Raw genomic sequence first — 25,120 nt, 5'->3', positions numbered from 1 at the left:
ACCCCCGGTCCGCGTCATACGAGGGCGGCGGCCTCCTCCAGGGAGAGCCCGCCGCCCTCGGCGTACGCGGCCTCGTACGTCGCGTCGTCCAGCGCGGCCCGTACGTCGGCCTCCGCCTGTGCGCGCACCTGGTCCTCCATCGGGCCCACGAAGTGCCCGGGCGGCAGCAGATGGTCGGCGGCCCCGAGCAGCACGGCCGCGTCGCGGACGCGGCGGCCGTCGTCCAGGCCGGTGAGGGCGATGGCAGCGGTGGTCAGATGCGCGGAGGGCATGTGCGGGGCGATGATCTGCGACAACGGGTCGCCCGCCCGCGCCAGCGCCTGCCGCACCTTCTCCAGGGCGGACTCGTGCTGCCCCTCGAGCGCGTCCAGCCAGGCCTCGACGCCCACCACGAAGCCGTCGAAGACCACGAAGGTGACCGCTTCGAAGTTCGCACGCAGCAACCGCATCTCTTCGCGCGCCTCGGCGACCCGGCCGCTGCGGCCCAGCCACATCGACAGGAACAGCCGGGAGGCGGGCATGGCCTCATTGAAGGCGCCGTCGCCGCGCTCCAGGACCTGCCGCAGCAATCGCTCGCCGCGTTCGGTGTCGCCGGACTCGATGAGCACACCGCCGAGCCGGGTGCTCAGGACAGCCGTCTGGGCGTGCGCGCCGAGACCTTCGGCGTGGGTCATGGCCTCCGTGTAGTCCGCGGCGGCGAGCGCGAACTCGCCGCGGCGCTCGTGGGCCTCACCGCGTGCGGAGAGTGCCTCGGCGGCGCCCCAGGCGTCCCCGAGCCGGGTGAAGAGTTCCAGTGCCTCGTCGGCGTCCCGGGTCGCGTCGCCCGCCCAGGTGGCCCGGTTGGCGAGGATGTTGGCACGCATCTGGAGGGAGACGGCGAGTTCCCACCCGTAGCCGAGTTCGCGGCAGGTCTGGACGGTCGCGTCGATGACGGAGCGCATCCGCTCGATGTCGCCGGTCAGGATCACGGCGTAGAACCAGAGGTTGCCGGGGGTGCGACAGGTCTGCGGCTGGCCCGGGCGGTAGGTCTCGCTGATGACGCGCAGTTTCCGCTTCGCCTGCGGGGTGTCCCAGGCCGCCATGTCCATGTCCATGCAGGAGAGATGGACGAGGTGGACACCGCGGCGGGCCTCTTCGAGGACCTCGGGGCGCATCGGCGGCGGGGTGTCGGTGCAGCTCTCCAGCAGCGGGGCGGCCGGCCGCACGGGCTCGTCGAAGGGGTCCGGACCGAGGGCCATGACCTCGCGGGACCAGTGGCGGGCCATCAGCCGCAGATCGCGCATCTGCCAGTACCAGGCCAGGGAGAGGACGAGGCAGAGCGCCTCCTGCTCGTCGCGGGCGGCGACGGCGTGCTGGAGGGCGGCGCGGATGTTCTCCGACTCGGTCTCCAGTCGTTCGATGGCGGCGCGCTGGCCGAGGCCGCGCAGCCGGGGGTCGGTGGTGCGGGCCAGTTCGCGGTAGTGCGTGAGGTGGGCGCGCTCGGCTGCGGGGCGCTGCCCCGACTCGTCGAGCCGCTCTCCCGCGTACTCGCCGACGGTCTCCAGGAGCCGGTAGCGCATCTCGCCGTCCCCCCAAGGGGCGGCCACGACAAGGGACTTGTCGACGAGCGAGCCGAGGGCTTCCAGGGCGGCCGGCCCGCAGACGGCCTCGGCTGCGGCGAGGTCGCAGCCGCCCGCGAAGACGGACAGCCGCCGCAGCACGTCCCGTTCGTCCTCGTCGAGGAGGTCCCAGGACCAGTCGACGACGGCGCGCAGGGTCTGCTGGCGCGGCAGGACGGTACGACTGCCGGAGGTCAGCAGGCGGAACCGGTCGTCGAGCCGGTCGGCGATCTGACGCGGGGTGAGCATCCGCAGCCGGGCGGCGGCGAGTTCGATGGCGAGCGGCAGCCCGTCGAGGCGGCGGCAGATCTCGGCGGCGGCCGCGGGGTCGTCCTCGACCCGGAAACCCGGGCGGGCGGCGGCCCCCCGGTCGGCCAGCAGCCGCAGCGCGAACGGCTCCGGCAGCGGCTCCACGGGGCGCAGCAACTCCCCCGGTACGCCGAGGGGTTCGCGGCTGGTGGCCAGTACCGTCAGCCCCGGGCACCGTTCGAGCAACTCCTCGACGAGACGCGCGGCGGCGTCCACGACGTGCTCGCAGTTGTCGAGGACGATCAGCATGCGGCGCTTGGCGCAGTGCTCGGCGAGCCGCTGCAGGGGGTCGCCGTGCCGGTCGGCGGCGGCCCGCATCTCCTCGGCACCGGCGCCGCGCAGCACGGTCTCGCGGGCTCCGACGGCGGTGAGCACGGCCTCGGACACGGCCTCCGGGTCGTCGACCGGCGCGAGTTCGGCCAGCCACACCCCGTCCGGCGCGGTGTCCGCCATGGTCTCCGCGGCCTCCTGCGACAGCCGTGTCTTGCCGGCCCCACCGGGCCCGAGCAAGGTCACGAGGCGTGCCGCCGCCAGATCCCCCCGGATCGTGTCGATGTCCGCGGCCCGCCCGACGAAGGAGGTGAGCCGGGCGCGGAGGTTGCCGGGGGGCGGAGGCGGGGGCGCGGAGCGGCCAGGCCCAGCCGGTGCGGGCCGGCTCTCGGTCCGGTTCTCGGTCCGGTTCTCGGTCCGGTTCTCGGTCCGACCCGCGGCGCCGGGTCGCGGTCCCTGGGCGTGCGCCCCGCCGCCACCGTCGGCCGGACTGAGCAACTCCCCATGCAGGGCGCGCAGTTCGGGTCCGGGGTCGGAGCCGAGGCGGTCGGCCAGCAGCTCCCGTACGGACTCGTACGCGGCGAGGGCCTCTGCGGAGCGGCCGGCGTCACGCAGGGCGCGCAGACGCAGGACGTGCAGGGGCTCGTCCAAAGGGTGGAGGTCGCACAGGGCGGTGAGCTCGGGCAGCGACTGCTCGGCATGGCCGAGGGCGAGGGCCGCCGTGAACCGGGCGCGCCGTACGTCGAGACGGCGGGTCTCCCAGCGGGCCGACTCGGCGGCGCGGTCCGGGAGGTCGGCGAGGGCCGGGCCGCGCCACAGGGCCAGGGCGTCTTCGAGGGCCTCGGCCGCCTTCGTGGGGTCGCCGTCGGCGAGCGCGCGTGCGCCCTCCCCCGCGAGCCGCTCGAAACGGTACAGGTCGATGTCGTCGGTGCCCGCGGCCAACCGGTAGCCGCCGTCCCCCGAGTCCACCGCCTGCGACCCGAGCGCCCTGCGCAGCCGTCCCACCAGGGCCTGGAGCGCGCCCGGTGCGTCGGCGGGCGGATCGCCGTCCCACACCTCGTCCACCAGAACGGCCGCGGGCACGGTCCGTCCGGGCCGCAGCGCGAGCACGGTCAAAAGGGCGCGCAGCCGCGCCCCACCGAGCACGACGGGCGTGCCGTCGGGGCGGAGTGCCTGGGTGGTGCCAAGGATGCGGTAGCGCACGGGGTCCATTGTCTCCGGTGGCGTGACGATCTCAGCCCCTACCTTCTCCGGAACCAATGACCGACCGCGAGACGTTTTCCCCGTGAGCCCGGTACGGTCGGGCAGGCCCAGCACCATGCGTCCCAGTCCGAGGAGCCCCATGACCACCGCCGCTTCCCGTCGCAGCAGCGACCGGAGGATCAGCCCCGTCTTCCTCGGGATCGTGGCCGTGATGGCGGTGACCGGCTGGGCGATCTGGACCGGCTTCGCCGACCAGCCCGGCTTCGCCGTGTTCCTCTTCGTGACGGCCGCGTGGATCGTCTCCCTGTGCCTGCACGAGTACGCGCACGCGCGCACCGCCCTGCACAGCGGCGACATCTCGATCGGCGCGAAGGGCTATCTGACGCTCAACCCCCTGAAGTACACGCATGCGCTGCTGAGCATCGTGCTGCCGGTGATCTTCGTAATCATGGGCGGGATCGGTCTGCCGGGCGGGGCGGTCTTCATCGAGCGGGGCCGGATCCAGGGCCGCTGGAAGCACAGTCTGATCTCGGCGGCGGGTCCGCTGACGAACGTGCTGTTCGCCGTCGTGTGCACCGCGCCGTTCTGGCTGCACGCCCTGGACGGCGTCCCGGACACCTTCCGCTACGCGCTGGCGTTCCTCGCGCTGCTCCAGGTCACGGCCGCGATCCTGAACCTCCTGCCGGTCCCGGGCCTGGACGGCTACGGCGTGATCGAGCCCTGGCTGTCGTACAACATCCGCCGCCAGGTGGAGCCGTTCGCGCCGTTCGGCCTGCTCGCCGTGTTCGCGGTGCTGTGGATCCCCTCGGTGAACACGGCGTTCTTCGACGCGATCTACTCGATCCTGGGCGCCCTGGGCATCGACGACGTCCAGCGTTACTGCGGTCAGAACCTGTACCGCTTCTGGGACGGCGTCAACGAGTACTGCACGATCAGCCGCTGACCGAGGACCCGCTCCGGCCACGCCGCGCGTAGTACCAGGTCATGTTGGACGACAGTCCGGCCAGCAGCACCCACACGATCCCCAGCCAGCTGCCCTGGACGAAGGAGACGACGGCCGCGGCGACGGACAGGACGCAGACGGTGAGGGCATAGAGCGCGAGGCGGGGCATGGGGGGTCTGCTCCTGTCGGGACGGTTCGAACGAGGTCGTACGGCGTCCAGTGTCCCTCATGTCCCCCATGCCCGTGCGCCCGCTATACGTCCGTCACCCGGAGGCCGGCGTGGGCCTTGTAGCGGCGGTTCACGGAGATCAGGTTCGCCACCAGCGCCTCGACCTGGTGGGCGCCTCGCAGCCGGCCGGCGAAGACACCGCGCATGCCGGGGATGCGGCCGGCCAGCGCCTGCACGATCTCGACATCCGCGCGCTCCTCGCCGAGGACCATCACATCGGTGTCGATCTCGTCGACCTCCGGGTCCTGGAGAAGGACGGCCGACAGGTGATGGAAGGCGGCCGCGACCCGGGAGTCCGGCAGCAGGGCGGCGGCCTGCTCGGCGGCGCTGCCCTCCTCCGGCTTCAGGGCGTAGGCACCCTTCTTGTCGAAGCCCAGCGGATTGACACAGTCGACGACGAGCTTGCCGGCCAGCTCCTCGCGCAGCGATTCCAGAGTCTTGCCGTGCCCCTCCCACGGTACGGCGACGATCACGATGTCGCTGCGCCGCGCGCACTCGGCGTTGTCGGCACCCTCGACACCGTGGCCCAGCTCCTCGGCGGCGGTCTGCGCGCGTTCCGCGGCACGCGAGCCGATGATCACCTTCTGGCCGGCCCTGGCGAGCCGGTAGGCCAGGCCCTTGCCCTGGGGGCCGGTGCCGCCGAGCACGCCGACGACGAGTCCGGACACGTCGGGAAGGTCCCAGGGGTCCTTCGCGGGGGCCTTCTGTGCACTGTCAGTAGAGGTCATGGGCCGACTTTACGTGGCGCGGTTCCCGCCCCGGGGGCTTCGGGTGCTCAGGTGAGGGCCGTCACGGGGATACGGCGGAAGGTGATCGTCTCGTACGGCCCGAAGTCGCCCGTCTCGTAGAGGAGCCCCACGGTCGTCGCGTCGACGCGGACGAGGTCGGAGTACGCGGCGGGCAGTCCGTCGACCGTGTGCGCGGGCCGCCAGGTGGTGCCGCCGTCGGCGGAGGCGCGGACGGTCATCAGGGCGCGGGCGGCGGGGTCGGCGGGCCCCGAGTACAGCAGCAGGTCCGGGTCGCGGAGCTGGAGCAGGCTGCCCTGGACGACGGGGGTGACCAGGCCCGCCTGTGGCCGGAAGGGTTTGGTCAGGGTCCTGCCGCCGTCCGTGGAGTGGGCGTCGGCGCGGTTGCCGGGGGACGGGGAGTCGTTGCGGGTGTTGAAGTAGACGCTCCCGTCGGGGAGTTCGGCGGCGGTCGTCTCGTTGGCGTTGACGTATCCGTCGGTGTTCTCGTCGATGTACCCGAGGGACCAGGTCTCGCCGCGGTCGTCGCTGAGCAGGCAGTGGCCGCTGTTGTACTTCGCCTCGGTGCCGGTGTCCGTACCGGTGGGCGGCAGGGTGTGGTTGCCGGGGACGACGACCCGGCCGCTGCCGAGCTGCACGGCGTGCCCGGGCGTGGTCGCGTACCACCGCCAGTCCGCCTTCTTCACCTGCCCGGTGATCTCCTTCGGGGCGGACCAGGTGGCGCCGTCGTCGTCGCTGTGCTGCACCCGACGCGGCGCCCGTCCGCGGGCTTCACCCTGCCGCGCAGGATGGCGTCCTCGGTCGCTCCGGCGGCGGCGCGGACGTGCACGAGCAGGATCCGGCCGGTGTCGAGGACGACGGGGGCGGGGTTGCCGGCGAGATCGTTCCCGTTCCGGGCGACGGCCTGGAGCGGGCCCCAGGTGCGGCCGCCGTCCGTCGACCGCTTCAGGACGATGTCGATGTGGCCGTGGTCGGCGGCGGAGTCGACCCGGCCCTCGCAGAAGGCGAGCAGGGTGGAAACGGGGGTGGGCGTGGTGCTGGGGCCGGGCACGGTGGCGGATGCGGTGGGTGCGGTGGGGGTACGGGTGGCGACCACGGCCGGGATGCGGAAGCTCGCGTAGCCTTCGCGGCCCGCGTGGAAAGGGGTGCTGGTGACCGCGGTTGTTGCCGTGGTGGTTCCGGTTGTTTCCGTCATGCGCCGGGATCTGCCCCACTTGGGCGAATTCATGGTGAACTCCGCCTGATCAGTTGTCGATTGCGGCAGGATGCGTGCGCATGGATGCCGTACGGGTCGCGTTGTTGCGCGAAGTCCTCGCCGGGACCGAGTGGTTGGGGGCCACGCGACGGTTCGCGGAGGGCCTGAGGGGGTCCGTGGTGTCGTACGGGGGCGGGCTGCTCCTCGTGGGCACGGCGGAGTACGAGCCATGGCACCTGGCCGCACATCTGGTGGACGAGGCGGCCTGGTCGGGGACGCCGGAGCTGTCGCCGACGCTGGTGCGGCACGGGGCGCGGGCCTCGGACCCGGCCCATCTCGCCGTGGGCCTCGGCCGTATCGAGGCGGCGCGGCGCGGCGAGACACTGCTCGTGGTGTCGCCCGCCGCACCCGGGGCGCCGCTCCTGGAGCGGGTCCACGACGCGCGGCGAGCCGGGGCGACCGTGCTCGCGCTCGACGCCGGTGACCGGGAGCTGGGAGCGATGGCGCACGAGTCGCTGACCGTGCCGCCGGATCAGGAACTCGACCTCGACACCGTGCAGCACCTCGTCAGCGCGGCGGCCGGGGAGAACTCCCTGCCCTCCCCGCGGGGGCGGCGCCGGTTCCGCGACCGGCTCTCCCGCCTCGCGGACCAGTTGACAGCTCCGCCGGCGGCGCGGTGGTAGGACACGGTGGGCGGTGACGGGAGGGACGACGGCGGGGCGGCCGGGCGGCGGAAAAGCAGTTGCCGCCGCGGTGGGCGGCCGCTCAGCATGAGCCGTCGTGACCGACGACGCCCCCGTATCCCCCGCCGCGCTGCCCGCGCACGCTGAACCCGCCGCCGGTGCCGGTGCCGGTGCGCGACTGCGGTCGCTGCTGCCCGATCTCGCGCCCTGGCGGGCGTCGGCCGACTTCCGGCGGCTGTGGCTGGCCGGGCTGATCACCAACTTCGGCAGCTTCCTGACCTTCGTCGCGCTGCCGGTACAGATGAAGGTGCTGACCGGGTCGGCGGTGGCCGTGGGGGCGATCGGGGCCGTGGAACTCGTACCGCTGATCGTGTTCGGGCTGTACGGCGGGGCGCTCGCCGACGCCCTCGACAAACGGAAGCTGATCCTTTACACGGAGGCCGGACAGGGGCTGCTGTGCGGCGGTCTGCTCGTCAACGCGCTGATGCCGCGTCCGGCCGTGTGGCCGCTGTACGTGGTCGCCGCGCTGTCCTCCGCGCTCGGGTCGGTGCAGCGACCCGCGCTGGACTCGCTCGTCCCCCGGATCGTGGCGCACGAGCACCTGCCCGCCGCGGCCTCCCTCAACTCCCTGCGCTGGTCGGTCGGCGGGGTCGCGGGGCCGGCGCTCGCGGGCGTCGTGGTCGCCTACGCCGGGCTCGGCTGGGCGTACGCCGTGGACCTGGTGACCTTCGTGGTGTCGGTCGTACTGATCGTCGGACTCGCCGCGTCACCGGCCGCGCACGAGGCCGCGAAGCCGTCGCTCGACTCCATCGCTCAGGGCGCGCGGTACGCGTGGAACCGCAAGGAACTCCTCGGCACGTACGTGATCGACCTGGCCGCGATGTTCTTCGCGATGCCGCTCGCGGTGCTGCCGTTCCTCGCCGACGAGCTGCACGCCGCGTGGTCGCTCGGAATGATGTACGCCGCGCTGCCCGCCGGGGCGATGCTGGTGACGCTGACCAGTGGGTGGACCTCGCGTGTGCACCGGCACGGCCGGATGGTGGCTTTCGCGGCGGCGTGCTGGGGGCTGGCGATGGTGGGGGCGGGGGCCGTGCACAACGTGTGGCTGGTGCTGCTCTTCCTCGTCCTCGGCGGCTGTTGCGACATGGTGAGCGGGATCTTCCGGGGCGCGATGTGGGACCAGACGATTCCGGACGAGCTACGGGGGCGACTCGCCGGGATCGAGCTGCTCTCGTACTCCGTCGGGCCCCAGCTGGGGCAGGTACGGGCGGGCGGGATGGCGGCCTGGACGGGGGTGCGGGCGTCGATCTGGGCCGGGGGTGTGATCTGCGTGGGAGCGGTGGGGGCGTTGGCGTGGTGCCTGCCGCAGCTGATGAGGTACGACGTACGGACGAATGAGCACGCGGTACGGATGCGCTCCGCTCGGGGTGAGGCGGTGCTCTCCCACCCGCACCACCCGTGACGGTCGCTCGGGTGGTGCGGGTCGCCCGCGGGGGCCGGCCGCCGTCGGCGCCCGCGGGCCACTATGGCTCAGCGCCCTCACGCCGTCCCGGCGTCTCGGCGTCTCGGCGTCCCGGTGGCTCGGCGTCTCGGCGTCTCGGCGTCCCGGTGGCTCGGCGTCCCGGTGGCTGAGCGCCCGGTGCCCCGCCGCCCGGCCTCTCGATGCCTCAGCGCCCGCTGCTCCAACCCCTCGGTGCCCCGGGCGGCTCGGTGACTGGGCGCCTGCGCCTCGGCGCCCGACCGGCCCTGCCCCTCGGCGCCCGTCGGCCGGCGCGCCCAGCGTCTCGGGGCGCGTCAGTCGTCCTCTGGGGTCGGGCCCGTTGCGTCGTGCCATTTGGGGTCCGTTTCCCACTCGAGGTTGCGCTCCTGGGCGGTCTCCATCGCGTGTTCGGCCTCCTCACGGGTGGTGTACGGGCCGAAGCGGTCCTTCGCGGGGCACTCGGGGCCCTCCTCCACCTTCTGGTGGACGAGGCAGTAGTACCACTCGCCCGGCTTCCCTACGGTCCGCTTCTTGAAGAGGGCCATGACCTGCTCCTTTCGCCACGGACATAGTGCCCCCATGCCCGCTGGTTAGACTCGCTGGCATGTCTGGCCAGTCGCTGCTCGTACCAGGAGAGCTCTCTCCCACCCGTCCCGTTCCGGGAAACATCAGGCGCCCCGAGTACGTGGGCAAGCCCTCCCCCACGCCGTACACCGGCCCGGAGGTACAGACCCCCGAGACCATCGAGGCGATGCGGATCGCCGGGCGGATCGCCGCGCAGGCGATGGCCGAGGCGGCGAAGCTCATCGCGCCGGGCGTGACGACGGACGAGCTGGACCGGGTCGCGCACGCGTACATGTGCGACCACGGCGCCTATCCGTCCACCCTCGGTTACCGCGGTTTCCCCAAGTCCCTGTGCACCTCGGTCAACGAGGTCATCTGCCACGGCATCCCCGACTCCACGGTGGTGCGGGACGGCGACATCATCAACCTCGACGTGACGGCGTACATCGGTGGCGTCCACGGCGACAACAACGCGACGTACCTGGTCGGGGACGTGGACGACGAGTCGAGGCTCCTCGTCGAGCGGACCCGTGAGTCCCTCGACCGCGCGATCAAGGCGGTCAAGCCGGGCCGCCAGATCAATGTCATCGGCCGCGTGATCGAGTCGTACGCCAAGCGGTTCGGATACGGGGTCGTGCGGGACTTCACGGGGCACGGGATCAACTCCTCGTTCCACTCAGGACTGATCATCCCGCACTACGACAGCCCGCACGCGACGACCGTCATCCAGCCCGGGATGACCTTCACGATCGAGCCGATGCTCACGCTCGGTACGCACGACTACGACATGTGGGACGACGGATGGACCGTCGTGACGAAGGACCGCAGGCGGACGGCGCAGTTCGAGCACACGCTGGTCGTCACGGAGACCGGTACGGAGATCCTCACGCTGCCGTAGCCGCGCGTCTGTGGCTCATAGCCCGTCGTAGCCCGTAGCGCCCAGCCCGCCCTGATCACAGGGCGGGCTTTCTTTGTCGCCCGGAGGGGTACGTTTTTACCGACAGGATGTCGGGAACCTATCGAGAAACCGTTGACTTAGGTAAGCCTAACCACACAAGATTCTGACTGGTTCTCGTCCTCTTCGGCACCGGAGGTCCCATGAATACGGCGTTCTCGACGCTGATCCGCACCGCGTCGCACGAGCAGCACGTGGAGGCGGAGACCTCGACGTTCATGAGCGACCTGCTCGGCGGCAGGCTCGGTGTCGAGGCGTACGCGCGCTACACCGAGCAGCTGTGGTTCGTGTACGAGGCGTTGGAGACGGACGCCGAGCGGTTGGCGTCCGATCCGGTGGCCGGGCCGTTCATCCGGCCGGAGTTGCTGCGTCGCGGTGCGCTGGAGCGTGACCTCACGCATCTGCGGGGTGTGGACTGGCGGGCGACGCTCACCGCGCTGCCCGCCACCGAGGCGTACGCGGCGCGGGTCGCCGAGTGTGCGCGTGAATGGCCCGGCGGGTACGTCGCCCACCACTACACCCGCTACCTCGGCGACCTCTCCGGCGGTCAGATCATCCGGGGGAAGGCGGAACAGACCTGGGGCTTCGCGCGTAAGGGTGACGGCGTCCGCTTCTACGTCTTCGAGGACATCGGTAATCCGGCCGCGTTCAAGCGGGGTTACCGTGAGTTGCTGGACGGGGTGCGGGCGGACGAACTGGAGCGGCAACGGATCGTCACCGAGTGCAGGCGGGCGTTCGCCCTCAACACGGCGGTCTTCCAGGCCCTGGGCGAGGAGTTCCCCCTCACGGCCTGACCCGGCACCCGACAACTTCCTTCGCCCCCGCCGCCCCATCCTCACTTGGAGGCTCCGCCCCCAAAGCCCCGATCGGCCTGAACGGCCTCGCCCTCAAACGCCGGACGGGCTGAAAATGTGAACCGGCGCCGACAAGAGCGCCCCGCCAGGGCGCGGGGAACTGCGCGACCAGCCCCCACCGGCCCGCGGGCGACAACCGCACCTGGGGGCGTTCAGGTTCGGAGCAGCCGTACCCTGCCCCCTACCTCCACCCACCCACCCGGCTGCGGCGCGGTGAGGATCTGGGAGCCTGCACCCTGGACGATGTTCAGGGCCCGGCCCAGCCGGTCGGTGAGCAGCAGCGCCGCCGCCCCCGTCGCTTCGTCCTCCACGATCCCGTCGTCCCGCCCGGGAAAGCCTCGGGCCCGCACGCGCCCGGCCAACTCGTCCTCCCAGGCCCAGGCGTACACCCACTCCCCCGGGTCCGGCACGGCCAGCGCGTCGACCTCGTCGGCGGACCCGTACTGCCGCAACGTACGCCCCGGCGCCCACTCCGCCCGCGCCTCGATCCAGCTGAACTCCCCGTCCAGCCGCACCCCCACGACCCCGGCGGGCGTGACCAGTTCGGGGATGTCGAGCAGCCATCCCACCCCGACACAGGGATGCCCGGCGAACGGCAGCCGCAGGGTCGGTGTGTAGATGTCGACGACCCCGCGCTCGGGATCGTCGACGAACACGGTCTCGCTGAACCCGAGCTTCGCGGCGAACGCCTGCCGCTCCTCCGGATCCGGCATCACCGAACCCTCGCGCACCACACCGAGCTCGTTGCCATGTTCACCACCGGGCCCGCAGAAGACGCGCAGTACGTCGAAATCAGTCACCGTTCCTATGGTAATCGGCCGGTGTTGGCCCATCACGCATCCCGAACAGCGTGAGTTGCTGGTCTGGAACGCTGGGCCCCGAACGGTGGTGGGGGTTTGGCGGGGTCCGTCTTTCCTGCGCCGGGCCGTGCAAGCCCAGATCGCGTCTGCCGACGACCACCGCGGCGGCATGATGCCCCATCCCGGCGAGCCGGTCGCGGAACTTCGCGGTCGAGAGGCGAGCGCCCCGCTCGTGTCACTAGGCGAGCGCCCCGCTCATGTCACTTGCCGTGGATCCGGTCGATCACATCACCCCGACAGAACGATTGACCAAGGCTTGACCATTCCATGGTGCTCACTTTTGGCCAGCGTGATCAGGCCGTGCCCGTGCGTCAACTGTGAGAGCTGAATCACCGTGGGGGTGGGTAAGAGTGAGGTAAGCCTCAGGTAAGTTAGGCCAGCCTCACCATGCCAGCGGGGACCTTCCGCCTGGCTTGCCCGTCGTTCTCTTGGAGCCTGAATGCGAGCCGTCCGACTCTCAGTTGTCACCGCCGCCGCGACCGCGGCCGCTCTGGCCACCGTCACGGGCTGCGCCGAGAAGAGCGACGCCGGGTCCGGCGAAGCGATTCAGGTGACCGCCGCCGACTCCAAGTGCGACACCTCCACGAAGTCCGTCCCGGCCGGCCAGGTCACCCTGAAGATCGAGAACAAGGGCTCGAAGGCCACCGAGGTCGAGATCCTCTTCCCGGACGACCGGATCGTCTCCGAGAAGGAGAACATCGGCCCGGGCACCAAGTACACGCTCACCGCCGAGGTCAAGGCCGGTTCGTACGAGATAGCCTGCCGCCCCGGCATGAAGGGCCTCGGCGTCCGTCAGAAGCTCGCCGTGACCGGTGGCACGGTCGCCAAGCGCGACCCGCGCCTCGACAAGGCCGTCGCCGCCTACCGCGAGTACGCGCAGGAGCAGGCCGACGCGACGATCCCGAAGGTGGAGACGTTCGCCAACGCCATCAAGGCCGGCGACATCGAGGCCGCCAAGCAGGCCTACGCCCCCTCCCGCTTCGGCTGGGAGAGCACCGAGCCGATCGCCGAGTCCTTCGGGGACATCGACCCCAAGACCGACACCCGCGTCAACGACCTGGAGAAGGGCCAGAAGTGGACCGGCTGGCACGCTCTGGAGAAGGCCCTCTGGCAGGACAAGAAGATCGGTGCCGAGCAGAAGACCCTCGCCGATGAGCTGGTCACCGACCTGAAGGACTGGCAGAAGCGGGTCGGCAAGGCCGAGATCACCCCGACCTCCATGGCCAACGGCGCCAAGGAACTGCTCGACGAGGTCGCCACCGGCAAGGTCACCGGCGAGGAGGACCGCTACTCGCACACCGACCTCAGCGACTTCAAGGGCAACGTCGAGGGCGCACAGAAGTCGTACGAGCTGCTCAAGCCGGTCGCACAGCAGAACGACAAGGCGCTGGCCACCGAGCTCGACAAGCAGTTCACGGCGCTGAACACGCTGCTCGACAAGTACCGCACGGACGATCCGCAGGAGAAGGCGCAGAACGGCTTCGTGTCGTACGACAAGGTCACCAAGGACCAGCGCAAGGAGCTCTCGGACGCTGTCAACGCGCTCGCCGAGCCCCTGTCCAAGCTCGCCGCGGCTGTTGTGAAGTAGGCGGAGCGCATCATGACGACTGACACCACGGAAGCAGCGGGCGGGCCGACGCCCTCCCGGCGTTCGCTGATCGGCTGGGGCGGTGCCGGGCTCGCGCTCGGGGCCGCCGCGGCCGGCGGCGCGGTGGCGATGACCCGTACCGGCAACGACGTGGACCCGGCGGGTGCCGAGACCGGCGCCGCGGTCGCTTTCCACGGCGCGCACCAGGCGGGCATCGCGACGCCGGTGCAGGACCGGCTGCACTTCGCCTCGTTCGACGTGAAGACGGACGACCGCGCCGAGTTCGTCCAGATGCTGAAGGACTGGACGGCCGCCGCGCGCCGGATGACCGAGGGGCACGCGGTCGGCGAGGGCGCGTACGGCGGACTGGCCGAGGCGCCGCCGGACGACACCGGCGAGGCGCTGGGCCTCAAGCCGTCCCGGCTGACGCTGACCATCGGCTTCGGGCCCTCGCTGTTCGAGAAGTTCGGGCTGACGGGGCAGCGGCCGGAGGCCCTCGTCGACCTGCCGGCGTTCCCCGGTGACAACCTGGAGAAGTCGCGCAGCGACGGCGACCTGTGCGTCCAGGCCTGTGCGGACGACCCGCAGGTCGCGGTGCACGCGATCCGCAACCTGGCTCGGATCGGCTTCGGCAAGGTCGCCGTCCGCTGGTCGCAGCTCGGCTTCGGCAAGACCTCCTCGACGACCCCCGACGCCCAGACCCCCCGCAACCTCATGGGGTTCAAGGACGGCACCCGCAACATCGCGGGCACCGAGCCGGACCGGCTGGAGAAGTTCGTGTGGGTGGGCGAGGGCGAGGGTCCGGCCTGGATGACCGGTGGCTCGTACCTCGTGGCGCGCCGCATCCGGATGAACATCGAGACCTGGGACCGGACCTCGCTGCAGGAGCAGGAGGACGTCTTCGGCCGGGACAAGGGCGAGGGCGCGCCGGTCGGCAAGGCCAAGGAGCGCGACGAGCCGTTCCTGAAGGCGATGAAGCCCGACGCGCACGTACGGCTCGCGCATCCCGACTCCAACGACGGGGTCACCCTGCTGCGCCGCGGCTACTCCTTCACGGACGGCACGGACGGCCTCGGCCGGCTGGAGGCCGGACTGTTCTTCCTCGCCTACCAGCGTGACGTGCGCAAGGGGTTCATCCCGGTGCAGCGCAGCCTCGCGCGCTCCGACGCGCTCAACGAGTACATCCAGCACGTGAGTTCGGCGGTCTTCGCCGTCCCGCCCGGCGTCCGCGACAAGGACGACTGGTGGGGGCGCGCGCTGTTCTCCAAGGAGGCGTAGCCCGTGTTCGGCAACTATCTGATCGGTCTGCGCGAGGGGCTGGAAGCCAGTCTCGTCGTCTGCATCCTCATCGCCTACCTGGTGAAGACCGACCGCAAGGACGCCCTGAAACCCATCTGGATGGGCATCGGCGTCGCGATCGCGATCGCCCTCGGCTTCGGCTGCGCGCTCGAGTTCGGCTCCCAGGAGCTGACGTTCGAGGCGCAGGAGGCGCTCGGCGGTTCGCTGTCGATCGTCGCGGTCGGCCTGGTGACGTGGATGGTCTTCTGGATGCGGCGCACCGCCCGGCATCTGAAGTCCGAACTGCACGGCAAGCTGGACGCGGCGCTGGCGATGGGCACGGGCGCGCTGGTCGCGACCGCGTTCCTGGCCGTCGGCCGGGAGGGTCTGGAGACGGCGCTGTTCGTGTGGGCGTCGGTGCACGCGGCGAGCGACGGCACCCCGCGCCCGCTGATCGGTGTCGCCCTGGGCCTGGCCACCGCGGTCCTCCTCGGCTGGCTCTTCTACCGGGGTGCCCTGAAGATCAACCTCGCGAAGTTCTTCACCTGGACCGGCGGCATGCTGGTCGTGGTCGCGGCGGGTGTGCTCGCGTACGGCGTCCACGACCTGCAGGAGGCCGACTGGATCCCGGGGCTGCGGAATCTCGCCTTCGACATCAGTGGCACGATCCCGCCGGACAGCTGGTACGGCACGCTTCTCAAGGGCGTGTTGAACTTCCAGCCCGACCCGACGGTCCTTCAGGTCACGGTGTGGGCGCTGTACCTGGTCCCGACACTCGCGATCTTCCTCGCCCCGGTAGGGTTCGCCTCCGGGAAGGGGAAGGTGAAGGCACCTGATGAGCAGGGATCGCGCGGGTCGCAGCCCACGAAGGCTTCGTAGTCTCAACCGGTTCGCCCTGGCAACAGGGGCGGTGACCGTTCTGTCCTTGACGGCGAGCGGCTGCGTGGTGGTGCACGGGGAGCGGGAGGTCGTACCGACGGCTACCCGGACCGAGGCCGCCCGTGCGCTCAAGGACTTCACCGCCGCCTACAACAAGGCGGACAAGGCGAACGACAGCTCCCTGGACGCGGACCACGTCACCGGCGCCCTCGGCGCCATCGACGGCGCGAAGCTGACGGCCGGGCAGAAGAACAATCCGGGCGGCAACCCGACCTATTCGCCGCTGTCGCTGACCGACGCGAAGTTCTCGATACCGGCGAAGGCGGGCTGGCCGCGCTGGTTCGTGGCCGACTCCACGGCCAACAAGGGCGTGGCGGGCTACCGTTGGCTGCTCGTCTTCACCCGGGGCAGCGCCAACGACGTGTGGCAGGCCTCGTATCTGACCGTCCTGGCCGCCACCGACGTACCGAAGTTCCAGCAGGACAAGGACGGTTGGGCGCAGCCCGTCACCGGGGACGACACGGCTCTCGCCGTCGAGCCGGACAAGCTGAGCCAGTCGTACACCACATATCTGAAGAGCGGCGGCGACACCTTCGCACCGGGCCTCCACACCTCGCAGTGGCGGACCCAGCGTGCCACGAACGCCACCAAGCCCGGTCTCGCCCGGCAGTACATCGACGAGCCGCTGACCTCAGGCGACTACGCCCCGGTGGGGCTGCGCACCACGGACGGCGGCGCGCTGGTCTTCTTCACCACCCGCCGATACGAGAAGCAGACCGCCGCGCAGGGCACCGAGATCCCGGCCCCCAGCGCGGACGTCAAGGCGCTGACCATCGGTGACATCAAGCAGTCGCTCACCCTGGAGTTCGTCTCCAACCAGGCGGTCCTGGACCCCGGGAAGAGCGCGCAGAAGCAACAGGTGGCGGTGCTGGGGCGGATCGAGGGGCTGACGGGGGCGAAGGGCGGATGACCGGCCCGGCCCGGCCTGCTCCTGTCGGCTAGTTGCGGTGGGGCCAGGCTGCCAGCTGGTCGTCCGACTCGTTCTCGCCCGCGTAACGGGCGCAGGCGTCCGTCAGGGCCTCGAGCAGGCTCAGGGGGTCGGGGAGCGGGTGTTCCGGGCCTCGTACCCAGTCGACCGTCAGGCCGCCGGGGAGCTGGGCCGGCGGCACGAGAACGTACGAGCCGCGGCAGTGCCAGCGCAGACCGGGGTGCTCGTCCGTCGTCTCGGGGTGCGAGTCCAGCTCGCACGGCCACCACTCGTCCTCGTCCTCGGGTGTACCGCGGGTGAGTGTGAAGAAGAACATGCGGCCGTCGCCGCTCTGCGCGACGGGCCCCACCTCCACACCGGCGGCGATCAGCCGCTCCAGCGCCTCGCGGCCCGCGTCGACGGGCACGTCGAGGACGTCGTGCACCATGCCGGTCGCGGTGATGAAGTTGGCCTGCGGCTGGTGGCGGACCCACCGCTCGATCTGGGCGCGGTCGGTCGTGGACTGGGTCTGCCAGGCGAAGGAGACGGGATGGCGCGCGGGGGTGGGACAGCCGACGCGGTCACAGGAACAGCGGTAGCCGGAGGGGTACGCGGCCTGCGCGAGCGGCAACCCCGCGGCGGCAGCGGCGATCAGCAGGGCTTCGCGCCCGCCGTCGGCAGCGATCTCTGTCGCACCCTTCGGACGGCGACCACGCAGCCACTGGGAGATCCTGCCCTGCGCACCGGAGCGGCGGCCGAACTCTGCGCTCATCAATCCCCTCGCCAAGCAGTTGTGCCGACAGCGGTCGTGTCGCGGCGTCCACGTCCAGCACGTTCACGTCGATCGTTCACGTCGATTACGTCGATGAATCGTGCTGACAAACGCCTTCAACAACCTCTATGGTCCCACCCTCCTGCGCCCCGGATGGACAGAGCCCCCCATCCGGGGCGCTTTGGCATGATTCATCCCCGTGGAGCGAGGCCGTGCAGCGCGTAGTCGACAAGGGTGTCCGTATACGCGTACGAGATGGGGCCGGTGTGCTGGAGCCAGCGCTGCGCGAGCGGGGAGACGAAGAGTTCCAGGGCGATGCGGGGGTCGATGTCGGGCCGCAGGTCGCCCTTGTCCTGGGCGGACCGCAGTCGCTTCACGTAGAGCTGGAGCTGGGGTTCGAGGAGCTTGGACACGAACTCGACACCGAGCGCCTCGTTCACGAGGCCCTCCGCGGCCAGGGCCCGCGAGGGGATCTCGAACTTGGGGTTCAGAAGTTCGTCGACGGTGGCGCGCAGGACCTGCTTGAGGTCGGCCGCGAGATCACCGGTGTCCGGGATGCCGTACTCCGCGTGCTCCCCCAGCACCTCCGGCCGACCCGCCGCCTGCGCCGCCTGGGCGCTCAGATCGATGAACGCCTCCAGCAGGACGTCCGCCTTCGACGACCACCACCGGTAGATCGTCTGCTTGCCGACGCCGGCGCGGGCGGCGATGCCCTCGATCGTGGTCTTGGGGTAGCCGACCTCGCCGACGAGGGCGAGGGCGGCGTGGAAGATCGCGCGCCGGGACTTCTCGCTGCGGCGGGTGGAGTCGGGGGCGGGTTTGGCGGAGGGGCGGGGCGTGTGGGCCATGGGGCGAATTTAACAGGTTGACAAGACGGGGCGTCTCGTGACGGAGAGATGGTTGGGGTGCGTGGTTCGCTGCGGGTGGGTGGGGGCTGGTCGCACGGTTCCCCGCGCCCCTGAAAGCCTCAGGTCGTCCGGCGTTCGAGGGCGTGGGCGGGCGGCCTCGGCGAAGACCACCCGTTCGCCAGGCGGCCGACAAGGCCCGCGGACCGCACCATGGGCATCACCTGCCCCTGCGGTACGTGAGGAGCCCTCCTTGCAGCCTCCCCGCCGCGCCACACCCCGGCGCTATCTGATGTGCGCACCCGCACACTTCGACGTCACCTACGCCATCAACCCGTGGATGAACCCCGCCAAGCCGGTCGACGTGCCGCTCGCCGTCGCCCAGTGGGAGGACCTGCGCAGCCGTTACCGCGCGCTCGGCCACACGGTCGAGGAACTCACCCCGCGCCCCGGCCTGCCGGACATGGTCTACGCCGCGAACGGGGCGACGGTCGTCGACGGCCGGGTGCTGGGCGCCCGGTTCGCGCACCGGGAGCGCGAACCGGAGGCGGCGGCCCACCTGGAGTGGTTCCGCGCGCACGGCTTCCCGCACGTCCACGAGCCGGTCCACGTCAACGAGGGCGAGGGCGACTTCGCGGTCACCGCCTCCTACGTGCTCGCCGGCCGCGGCTTTCGCGCGAGCCCCCTCTCGCACGGCGAGGCCCAGGAGTTCTTCGCGCGACCGGTGATCGGGCTCGACCTGGTCGACCCCCGCTACTACCACCTCGACACCGCCCTCGCCGTCCTCGACGACACGACGGACGAAATCATGTACTACCCGCCCGCCTTCTCCCCCGGCAGCCGGGAGGTGCTGCGGCGGCTGTTCCCCGACGCGCTGATCGCCGGTGACGAGGATGCCGCCGCGCTCGGCCTCAACGCGGTCTCGGACGGCCTGCATGTGCTGCTGCCGCAGGCCGCGACGGGGCTCCTCGGTCCGCTGCGCGAGCGTGGCTTCGAGCCCGTCGGCATCGATCTGAGCGAGCTCCTCAAGGGCGGCGGCAGCGTGAAGTGCTGCACACAGGAGCTGCGGTGTTGAGGAGCGGAGGTGCTGAGGAGCTGAGCCCCGGCTGCTAGTCCTCCGTGGGCGGCGGTGGCCAGGCGTCGCCCCAGTCCGCGTCACGGGCCGCCCGGTACAGCGGCCCCTGACGCTTGGTCACCGTCTCGCGGTGCAGGGCCTCGTCGGGGCCGCACAGGTCCAGGAGTACCTGGCCCTTGCGGATCTGCGGCTTGCGTACGACGCGGGAGGGGGCCGGGGTCGGCGGGAAGCGGGTGGCGGCGACGTAGCTGAACTTCTCGTCCTCGTAGGGCAGGGAGCCGCCCTTGACCTGACGGTGCAGGGAGGAACGCGCGACCCGGGCGGAGAAGTGGCACCAGTCCTCGCCGGGGACGATCGGGCAGGCCGCGCTGTGCGGGCAGGGGGCGGCGACGTGGAACCCGGCGGCGATCAGACGCTCCCGCGCCTCGATGACGCGCGCGTAACCGTCGGGCGTACCGGGCTCGATGATCACGACGGCCTGGGCGGCGGTCGCGGTGCCGGTCACGACGGAGGCGCGGTCGGCGTCGGTGAGCTCGCCGAGGACGTAGGAGACGGTGACGAGATCAGTGCTCTCGATGGTGAGCGCCGATCCGATACGAGAGCGGTGCCATTCGGCGGACTTCAGCTCCGGGTTCGCCGCGGCGATCTCGCGGCCCAGTGCGAGGGCGGGCTCGGCCCAGTCGAGCACGGTCACGGGGCGGGCGCCCGCCCAGGTCGCGTTCACCGCCCAGGTCGCGGCGCCCGTGCCGCCGCCGACGTCCACGTGGCTCGCCGGCGTCCACTGCGGGACCGCGTCCGCGAACGCCTCCAGCGCCGATCGCACCGCCTCGAATGTCGCCGGCATGCGGTAGGCGGCGTACGCGACCACGTCCGAGCGGTCACGGAGGACCGGGGTGTGGGTGGGGGTCGTTCCCCGGTAGTTCGCGATCAGCCGGTCGACCGCCTGTGTGGCCGCCTTCGGCGGGAGGCCGTCGAGGAGTCCGGCGAGAGCGGTACGCAGGGTCTCGGCGGGGTGTACGGGGACGTTCACCCGCCGATTCTACGGTCGCCGCAACAGCGTCCTCGCCCCCGCCGCCCCTACCCGTCCCATCCCCAACCTGGGGGCTCCGCCCCCAGCCCCCGCATCGGCCTGAACGACCTCGTCCTCAAACGCCGGACGGGCTGAAAGATGCGCGCCAGCGCTCTTGAGGGGCGCGGGGAACTGCGCGCCCAGCCCCCACCGGGCCGCAGCCCAACGACTACCGACCAGCCACGACGCACCCGCAGTGAACAGAGCCCCCGCTCACGCTCCCCGTACCGCCCGCGCCAGCCTCGTCGCCGCCTCTGCCCGGGGCGCGCTGTCCGGCGGGCGGCGGCGGGGATGCACCGTGTTCGCGAGGAGCACCAGGAACGTGTCCGTCGCGGGGTCCAGCACAAGGGACGTACCGGTGAAACCGGTGTGCCCCGCGGCACCCCGCCCGGCGAGCGCACCCATGAACCAGGGCTGGTCGACGGCGAAGCCGAGGCCCGGCGGGGTGAGCATCAGCTCGACGAAGTCGGGGCCGAGGATGCGGGCGGGGCCGTAGGAACCGCCCGCGAGAAGGGTCCGGCAGAAGACCGCGAGGTCGTGGGCCGTGGAGAAGAGGCCCGCGTGCCCGGCCACCCCACCGAGCGCCCACGCGTTCTCGTCGTGCACGACCCCCCGCAGCATCCCCCGGTCCGCCTTGCCCCACGGCCGCCGCTGGTCCTCGGTCGCCGCCGCCCCCGCGCACGGCCCGAAGGACGTGGCGGTCATCCCCAGCGGCCGGGTGATCCCGTCGCGGACGAGGACGTCGAGCGTACGGCCGGTGATCCGTTCCAGGACGTGTTGGAGGAGCAGCAGGTTCAGGTCGGAGTACACGTACTCGCCCGGCCGGGACGAGGGGGCCTCGGCCCGCAGCAGGGCGAGACGCGCCGCGTCGTCCGGGCAGTCGTACAGCGGGAGTTCGGGGCGCAGCCCGGAGGTGTGCATGAGCAGCTGTCGTACGGTGATGTCGTGGGCCGAGGCCGCCCGGAAGTCCGGCAGATACACCCCCACCCGCGCGTCGATCCCCAGCGTGCCCCGCTCCAGCTGCTGCACCGCGGCGACCGCCGTGAACAGCTTGGTGAGAGAGGCCAGGTCGAAGGGGGTGTGGACGGTCATCGGCCGCCGATCCCCGGGCGGCAGTTCGACCCCGGTGTCGGTCTTCTCGTCGTACGAGGAGTAGCGCACAGCCCAGCCCGCCGCCTCCTCGACGGCGATGACCGGGCCGCGGCCTGCGACCAGCACGACGCCCGCCGTCCAGGGACGCGGCCCACGGGTGAGGGTGCGGACGTCCCGTACGAGGTGGCGCAGTTCCGTCGGCTCGAGTCCGGCCCGTTCCGGGGTGTCCGCGCGCAGTCTCGGTGCGCTCAGCTGCCCGCCGCCTTTCCGTCCACGGTGTGTCCCGTCTGCCAGGGACGGCACAGTCCCACGAAGAAGGCGATGGCCACCAGTACCGCCGCCAGTTGGACGACGGCCATCGGGACCGCGGTGTGCTCCCCGGCGATGCCGACGAGCGGGGAGGCGATCGCGCCGATGAGGAAGGAGGAGGTGCCGAGCAGCGCGGACGCGGAACCGGCCGCGTGCCGTACCCGCATCAGGGCCAGCGCCTGGGTGTTGGGCATGGCGAGGCCCATGGCCGACATGAGGACGAAGAGGGCCGCGGCCACCGGGACGAGGCCCGCCTTGCCGAAGACGCCCGTGGAGAGCAGCAACAGCGCCGTCGCGGCGAGGGCGATGAGGCCGAGGCCGACGGCGAGGACCTTGTCGAGGCTGACCCGGCCGACGAGGATCTTGCCGTTGATCTGGCCGACGATCACCAGGCCGACGGAGTTGATCCCGAAGAGCAGACTGAAGGTCTGCGGGGACGCGCCGTAGATCTCCTGGATCACGAAAGGAGAGGCACTTATGTATGCGAACAGTGCCGCGAAGGCGAAGCCGCCCGCCAGGGTGTAGCCGGTGAAGACGCGGTCGGCGAGCAGTCCGCGCATGGCGCGCAGCGCCTCACCGACCCCGCCGCCGTGGCGCTGTGCGGGCTGGAGGGTCTCGGGGAGCCTCCTCCAGACGAGCGCGGTGAGTGCGATGCCGACCGCCGTGAGGAGGACGAACACGCCCCGCCAGTCCGTGGCGCGCAGGATCTGGCCGCCGATGAGGGGCGCGACGACGGGGGCGACGCCGGAGATCAGCATGAGAGTGGAGAAGAAGCGGGCCATCGCCATGCCGTCGTACAGGTCGCGTACGACGGCTCGCGCGATCACGATGCCGGCCGCGCCCGCGAGGCCCTGGGCGAGGCGGAAGGCGACGAGGAGTTCGACGTTCGGGGCGAGGGCGCACAGGGCGGTGGCGAGGACGTAGACGACGAGGCCGACGAGGAGCGGGCGTCTGCGGCCCCACTTGTCGCTCATCGGTCCGACGACGAGCTGGCCGAGCGCCATCCCGGCGAGGCAGGCGGTCAGCGTGAGCTGGACGGTGGCGGCGGGGGCGTGCAGGGAGCGGGTGACCTCCGGCAGGGCCGGGAGGTACATGTCCATCGACAGCGGGGGCGTGGCGGTGAGTCCGCCGAGGATCAGGGTGACGAGGAGGCCGGTACGGCGGAGAGCACCGGGGTCCGGCGCTTCCCGCGCCTCCGGTACGTCGGCCAGCGCCGTGTTCGGTATGTGCCCCTCCGGGGCCTGTGGGCCTTTCGGGTCCCGTCTGGTGTGCCCGCGCTCGGGCATGAGCCCCTCCCTCTTCGAGTAATCCGCCACCTATGCTCTCAGTTCGAACGGAGTGTTCGGGGTCACAGAACTTCAAGTGGCAGAGCGAGTGGCGGAGCGAAGGGCCGGGAATGACGGGCGTGGGCGAGCGGGTGCGGTGGGGGATTCTGGCGACCGGCGGGATCGCGGCGGCCTTCACGGCGGATCTGGTGGACATGCCGGACGCCGAGGTCGTGGCCGTGGCGTCGCGGACGGACGCCTCGGCGAAGGCGTTCGCCGAGCGGTTCGGGATTCCCAGGGCGTACGGGGACTGGGCGTCGCTCGCGGTGGACGAGGACGTCGACGTCGTGTACGTCGCCACTCCGCACTCGGCGCACCGGGCCGCCGCCGGGATGTGTCTGGAGGCGGGGCGCCATGTGCTGTGCGAGAAGGCGTTCACGCTGAACGTGCGCGAGGCGGAGGAACTGGTCGCGCTCGCCAAGGAGCACGACCGCTTCCTGATGGAGGCCATGTGGATGTACTGCAATCCGCTGGTCCGGCGACTCAAGGGCCTCGTCGACGACGGTGTGATCGGTGAAGTCCGCACGATTCAGGCCGACTTCGGGATCAATGGCCCGTTCCCGCCGTCGCACCGGCTGCGGGACCCCGCGCAGGGCGGTGGCGCGCTGCTCGATCTCGGCGTCTATCCGGTGTCGTTCGCGCAGTTGTTGCTCGGGGAGCCCTCGGGCATCACCGCGAGAGCGGTGCTCTCCGACGAGGGCGTCGATCTCCAGACCGGAGCACTGCTCACCTGGGAGAGCGGCGCTCTCGCTTCGGTGCACTGCTCCGTCAATGGTGGCACCCCCGTCTCAGCCTCCGTCACCGGCTCCCAGGGCCGCATCGACATCCCGGGCGGCTTCTTCTTCCCGGACCGGCTCGTGCTGCACCGCGACGGCCGCGACCCCGAGGAGTTCACGGCCGACCCGGCGCACGGCCCGCGCACCAGCCTCAAGCACGAGGCAGCCGAGGTGATGCGCGCCCTGCGGGCCGACGAGAAGGAGTCCCGGCTCGTCCCCCTCGACGGCAGCCTCGCCGTGATGCGGACGCTCGACACGATCCGCGCCCAGATCGGCGTCCGCTACCCCGGAGAGACCGTCGGCCGCCCCGGAGAGACCGACTAGGGCGCCGACACCGTAGAAGGCGCCCGTCCACCCGCCGGGCCAGGCCGTACGCTGCGGGCCCATGAATGCCCTCAACGACTCGAATGCCATGCCCGCCTCGCCGACGAAGATCGCGGTGGTGACCGGCGCGGGCTCCGGCATCGGCCGCGCGGTGGCCGTCGAACTCCTGCGCACCGGCTGGTCGGTGGCGCTCGCCGGACGCAAGCCGGAGACGTTGGAGAAGACGGCCGCCCTCGTCCCCGAGGCGCCCTCCCTCGTCGTGCGCACCGACGTCTCGCGTCCCGACGACGTGGCGGCCCTGTTCGACGCGACGCGCGAGCGCTTCGGGCGGCTGGACCTGCTCTTCAACAACGCGGGAACATTCGGGCCCGGCGGCGTCCCGGTCGAGGAACTGCCCTACGAGGCATGGCTGCACGTCGTGAACACGAACCTCAACGGCGCTTTCCTGTGCGCGCAGGCCGCGTACCGGCAGATGAAGGAGCAGGACCCGCAGGGCGGCCGGATCATCAACAACGGCTCGATCTCGGCGCACACGCCCCGCCCGCTGTCGGTGGCGTACACGGCGACCAAGCACGCGCTGACGGGGCTGACCAAGTCGCTGTCCCTGGACGGGCGTCCGTACCGGATCGCCTGCGGTCAGATCGACATCGGCAACGCGGCGAGCGACATGACCGCGCGCATGCAGACCGGAGTGCTGCAGGCGAACGGGGAAACCGTGGCCGAGCCGGTGATGGACGTGGCGGACGTGGCGCGCACGGTGCGGCACATGGCGGAGCTGCCGTTGGAGGCGAATGTGCAGTTCGCGACGGTACTGGCCACCGCGATGCCATATGTCGGGCGCGGCTGACCGGCTGCGGACGGCTCGTCAACGGCTCAACCTACACAAACGGAAGCTGAACCTCCGTACCGTTCGGGCCGGTGGCGGGCTTATG

At 71.4% G+C, this 25,120-nt stretch carries 22 protein-coding genes and 1 pseudogene; 12 read left to right on the top strand and 11 right to left on the bottom strand.

The features are described 5' to 3' along the window. Positions 1–14: 14 nt before the first annotated feature. Complete coding sequence (locus SMIR_RS27650) at positions 15–3,389, bottom strand: AfsR/SARP family transcriptional regulator (RefSeq protein ID WP_212727517.1); 3,375 nt, start codon at positions 3,387–3,389, stop codon at positions 15–17. Positions 3,390–3,519: 130 nt separating this feature from the next. On the opposite strand from SMIR_RS27650, the gene SMIR_RS27645 reads away from it, so the two are divergent. Next, on the top strand, positions 3,520–4,323 hold the full coding sequence (locus tag SMIR_RS27645) for a site-2 protease family protein (protein ID WP_168490819.1): 804 nt from the start codon (positions 3,520–3,522) through the stop codon (positions 4,321–4,323). Here SMIR_RS27645 and SMIR_RS27640 read toward each other — a convergent pair. The 3 genes and pseudogenes from SMIR_RS27640 to SMIR_RS27630 all read right to left on the bottom strand — a co-directional run bounded on the left by SMIR_RS27640 (position 4,313) and on the right by SMIR_RS27630 (position 6,493). Further along, positions 4,313–4,492, bottom strand: coding sequence for a hypothetical protein (locus SMIR_RS27640; protein WP_101405507.1), 180 nt, complete (start codon positions 4,490–4,492; stop codon positions 4,313–4,315). The two genes, SMIR_RS27645 and SMIR_RS27640, sit on opposite strands and share 11 nt — an antisense overlap. Before the next feature lie 83 nt (positions 4,493–4,575). Further along, positions 4,576–5,280 (bottom strand): NADPH-dependent F420 reductase, encoded by a 705-nt coding sequence (gene npdG / locus SMIR_RS27635; RefSeq protein ID WP_168490820.1) that lies wholly within the window; start codon positions 5,278–5,280, stop codon positions 4,576–4,578. A gap of 47 nt (positions 5,281–5,327) precedes the next feature. Next, positions 5,328–6,493 (bottom strand): annotated as a pseudogene (locus tag SMIR_RS27630) (sialidase family protein). Between the two features lie 80 nt (positions 6,494–6,573). Here SMIR_RS27630 and SMIR_RS27625 point away from each other — a divergent pair. Both SMIR_RS27625 and SMIR_RS27620 read left to right on the top strand, forming a co-directional pair. Next, positions 6,574–7,176, top strand: coding sequence for a hypothetical protein (locus SMIR_RS27625; protein ID WP_067363306.1), 603 nt, complete (start codon positions 6,574–6,576; stop codon positions 7,174–7,176). 97 nt (positions 7,177–7,273) lie between these two features. Then, complete coding sequence (locus SMIR_RS27620; RefSeq protein WP_422664468.1) at positions 7,274–8,638, top strand: MFS transporter; 1,365 nt, start codon at positions 7,274–7,276, stop codon at positions 8,636–8,638. Between the two features lie 332 nt (positions 8,639–8,970). Here the strand turns inward: SMIR_RS27620 and SMIR_RS27615 are convergent, their stop codons facing one another. Next, positions 8,971–9,201 (bottom strand): hypothetical protein, encoded by a 231-nt coding sequence (locus SMIR_RS27615; protein ID WP_075026519.1) that lies wholly within the window; start codon positions 9,199–9,201, stop codon positions 8,971–8,973. Between the two features lie 59 nt (positions 9,202–9,260). Here SMIR_RS27615 and map point away from each other — a divergent pair, with 59 nt between their 5' ends. Further along, positions 9,261–10,118 (top strand): type I methionyl aminopeptidase, encoded by an 858-nt coding sequence (gene map / locus SMIR_RS27610; protein ID WP_212727516.1) that lies wholly within the window; start codon positions 9,261–9,263, stop codon positions 10,116–10,118. A 200-nt stretch (positions 10,119–10,318) separates the two neighbouring features. After that, a complete protein-coding gene (locus SMIR_RS27605) occupies positions 10,319–10,969 on the top strand; it encodes a biliverdin-producing heme oxygenase (protein ID WP_168490823.1) in 651 nt (216 codons plus the stop codon). A gap of 212 nt (positions 10,970–11,181) precedes the next feature. Here SMIR_RS27605 and SMIR_RS27600 read toward each other — a convergent pair whose 3' ends face one another. Continuing rightward, positions 11,182–11,829 carry a PhzF family phenazine biosynthesis protein gene (locus SMIR_RS27600; RefSeq protein WP_168490825.1) on the bottom strand — a complete coding sequence of 216 codons (648 nt, stop codon included), beginning with the start codon at positions 11,827–11,829 and terminating at the stop codon, positions 11,182–11,184. Positions 11,830–12,328: 499 nt separating this feature from the next. Between SMIR_RS27600 and efeO the strand changes: the two genes are divergently transcribed. From efeO to SMIR_RS27580, 4 genes are read left to right on the top strand one after another with little or no spacing between them, the layout of a single operon-like run. Then, positions 12,329–13,477, top strand: coding sequence for an iron uptake system protein EfeO (efeO, locus tag SMIR_RS27595; protein WP_168490827.1), 1,149 nt, complete (start codon positions 12,329–12,331; stop codon positions 13,475–13,477). A gap of 12 nt (positions 13,478–13,489) precedes the next feature. Next, a complete protein-coding gene (efeB, locus tag SMIR_RS27590) occupies positions 13,490–14,755 on the top strand; it encodes an iron uptake transporter deferrochelatase/peroxidase subunit (protein WP_168490829.1) in 1,266 nt (421 codons plus the stop codon). Between the two features lie 3 nt (positions 14,756–14,758). Beyond that, on the top strand, positions 14,759–15,634 hold the full coding sequence (efeU, locus tag SMIR_RS27585; protein WP_168490831.1) for an iron uptake transporter permease EfeU: 876 nt from the start codon (positions 14,759–14,761) through the stop codon (positions 15,632–15,634). Continuing rightward, positions 15,591–16,604: an SCO2278 family lipoprotein gene (locus SMIR_RS27580; RefSeq protein WP_168490835.1), complete on the top strand. Its 1,014-nt coding sequence runs from the start codon at positions 15,591–15,593 to the stop codon at positions 16,602–16,604. The genes efeU and SMIR_RS27580 overlap by 44 nt, the downstream gene beginning before the upstream one ends. Before the next feature lie 28 nt (positions 16,605–16,632). Here SMIR_RS27580 and SMIR_RS27575 read toward each other — a convergent pair whose 3' ends face one another. Next, on the bottom strand, positions 16,633–17,373 hold the full coding sequence (locus SMIR_RS27575; RefSeq protein WP_168490837.1) for a bifunctional DNA primase/polymerase: 741 nt from the start codon (positions 17,371–17,373) through the stop codon (positions 16,633–16,635). A gap of 191 nt (positions 17,374–17,564) precedes the next feature. Next, complete coding sequence (locus tag SMIR_RS27570; protein ID WP_212727515.1) at positions 17,565–18,221, bottom strand: TetR/AcrR family transcriptional regulator; 657 nt, start codon at positions 18,219–18,221, stop codon at positions 17,565–17,567. Between the two features lie 250 nt (positions 18,222–18,471). On the opposite strand from SMIR_RS27570, the gene ddaH reads away from it, so the two are divergent. After that, complete coding sequence (gene ddaH / locus SMIR_RS27565; protein WP_349636908.1) at positions 18,472–19,293, top strand: dimethylargininase; 822 nt, start codon at positions 18,472–18,474, stop codon at positions 19,291–19,293. A 34-nt stretch (positions 19,294–19,327) separates the two neighbouring features. Here ddaH and SMIR_RS27560 read toward each other — a convergent pair whose 3' ends face one another. The 3 genes from SMIR_RS27560 to SMIR_RS27550 form a co-directional block, all read right to left on the bottom strand. Continuing rightward, positions 19,328–20,323, bottom strand: a complete 996-nt coding sequence (locus SMIR_RS27560; protein ID WP_212727514.1) for a small ribosomal subunit Rsm22 family protein — start codon at positions 20,321–20,323, stop codon at positions 19,328–19,330. A gap of 252 nt (positions 20,324–20,575) precedes the next feature. Further along, a complete protein-coding gene (locus tag SMIR_RS27555) occupies positions 20,576–21,748 on the bottom strand; it encodes a serine hydrolase domain-containing protein (RefSeq protein ID WP_422664527.1) in 1,173 nt (390 codons plus the stop codon). Continuing rightward, a complete protein-coding gene (locus SMIR_RS27550; protein ID WP_168490845.1) occupies positions 21,703–23,049 on the bottom strand; it encodes a multidrug effflux MFS transporter in 1,347 nt (448 codons plus the stop codon). The genes SMIR_RS27555 and SMIR_RS27550 overlap by 46 nt, the downstream gene beginning before the upstream one ends. A gap of 110 nt (positions 23,050–23,159) precedes the next feature. Between SMIR_RS27550 and SMIR_RS27545 the strand changes: the two genes are divergently transcribed. Both SMIR_RS27545 and SMIR_RS27540 read left to right on the top strand, forming a co-directional pair. After that, on the top strand, positions 23,160–24,188 hold the full coding sequence (locus SMIR_RS27545; protein WP_168490847.1) for a Gfo/Idh/MocA family protein: 1,029 nt from the start codon (positions 23,160–23,162) through the stop codon (positions 24,186–24,188). Between the two features lie 61 nt (positions 24,189–24,249). After that, positions 24,250–25,035 carry an SDR family oxidoreductase gene (locus SMIR_RS27540; protein ID WP_168490849.1) on the top strand — a complete coding sequence of 262 codons (786 nt, stop codon included), beginning with the start codon at positions 24,250–24,252 and terminating at the stop codon, positions 25,033–25,035. Positions 25,036–25,120 lie beyond the last annotated feature (85 nt).

It is taken from the genome of Streptomyces mirabilis (assembly GCF_018310535.1).
Taxonomy (GTDB): Bacteria; Actinomycetota; Actinomycetes; order Streptomycetales; family Streptomycetaceae; genus Streptomyces.
Note: the sequence above shows the minus strand (reverse complement) of the source record. Positions and strands in the feature narration are given on the sequence as shown.

What these genes read in the sequence shown, in the direction of transcription:
- SMIR_RS27650 (WP_212727517.1), bottom strand. Translation starts at nt 3,389, where the DNA reads ATGGACCCCGTGCGCTACCGCATCCTTGGCACCACCCAGGCACTCCGC.
- SMIR_RS27645 (WP_168490819.1), top strand. Translation starts at nt 3,520, where the DNA reads ATGACCACCGCCGCTTCCCGTCGCAGCAGCGACCGGAGGATCAGCCCC.
- SMIR_RS27640 (WP_101405507.1), bottom strand. Translation starts at nt 4,492, where the DNA reads ATGCCCCGCCTCGCGCTCTATGCCCTCACCGTCTGCGTCCTGTCCGTC.
- npdG (WP_168490820.1), bottom strand. Translation starts at nt 5,280, where the DNA reads ATGACCTCTACTGACAGTGCACAGAAGGCCCCCGCGAAGGACCCCTGG.
- SMIR_RS27625 (WP_067363306.1), top strand. Translation starts at nt 6,574, where the DNA reads ATGGATGCCGTACGGGTCGCGTTGTTGCGCGAAGTCCTCGCCGGGACC.
- SMIR_RS27615 (WP_075026519.1), bottom strand. Translation starts at nt 9,201, where the DNA reads ATGGCCCTCTTCAAGAAGCGGACCGTAGGGAAGCCGGGCGAGTGGTAC.
- map (WP_212727516.1), top strand. Translation starts at nt 9,261, where the DNA reads ATGTCTGGCCAGTCGCTGCTCGTACCAGGAGAGCTCTCTCCCACCCGT.
- SMIR_RS27605 (WP_168490823.1), top strand. Translation starts at nt 10,319, where the DNA reads ATGAATACGGCGTTCTCGACGCTGATCCGCACCGCGTCGCACGAGCAG.
- efeO (WP_168490827.1), top strand. Translation starts at nt 12,329, where the DNA reads ATGCGAGCCGTCCGACTCTCAGTTGTCACCGCCGCCGCGACCGCGGCC.
- efeB (WP_168490829.1), top strand. Translation starts at nt 13,490, where the DNA reads ATGACGACTGACACCACGGAAGCAGCGGGCGGGCCGACGCCCTCCCGG.
- SMIR_RS27580 (WP_168490835.1), top strand. Translation starts at nt 15,591, where the DNA reads ATGAGCAGGGATCGCGCGGGTCGCAGCCCACGAAGGCTTCGTAGTCTC.
- SMIR_RS27575 (WP_168490837.1), bottom strand. Translation starts at nt 17,373, where the DNA reads ATGAGCGCAGAGTTCGGCCGCCGCTCCGGTGCGCAGGGCAGGATCTCC.
- SMIR_RS27570 (WP_212727515.1), bottom strand. Translation starts at nt 18,221, where the DNA reads ATGGCCCACACGCCCCGCCCCTCCGCCAAACCCGCCCCCGACTCCACC.
- SMIR_RS27550 (WP_168490845.1), bottom strand. Translation starts at nt 23,049, where the DNA reads ATGCCCGAGCGCGGGCACACCAGACGGGACCCGAAAGGCCCACAGGCC.
- SMIR_RS27545 (WP_168490847.1), top strand. Translation starts at nt 23,160, where the DNA reads ATGACGGGCGTGGGCGAGCGGGTGCGGTGGGGGATTCTGGCGACCGGC.
- SMIR_RS27540 (WP_168490849.1), top strand. Translation starts at nt 24,250, where the DNA reads ATGAATGCCCTCAACGACTCGAATGCCATGCCCGCCTCGCCGACGAAG.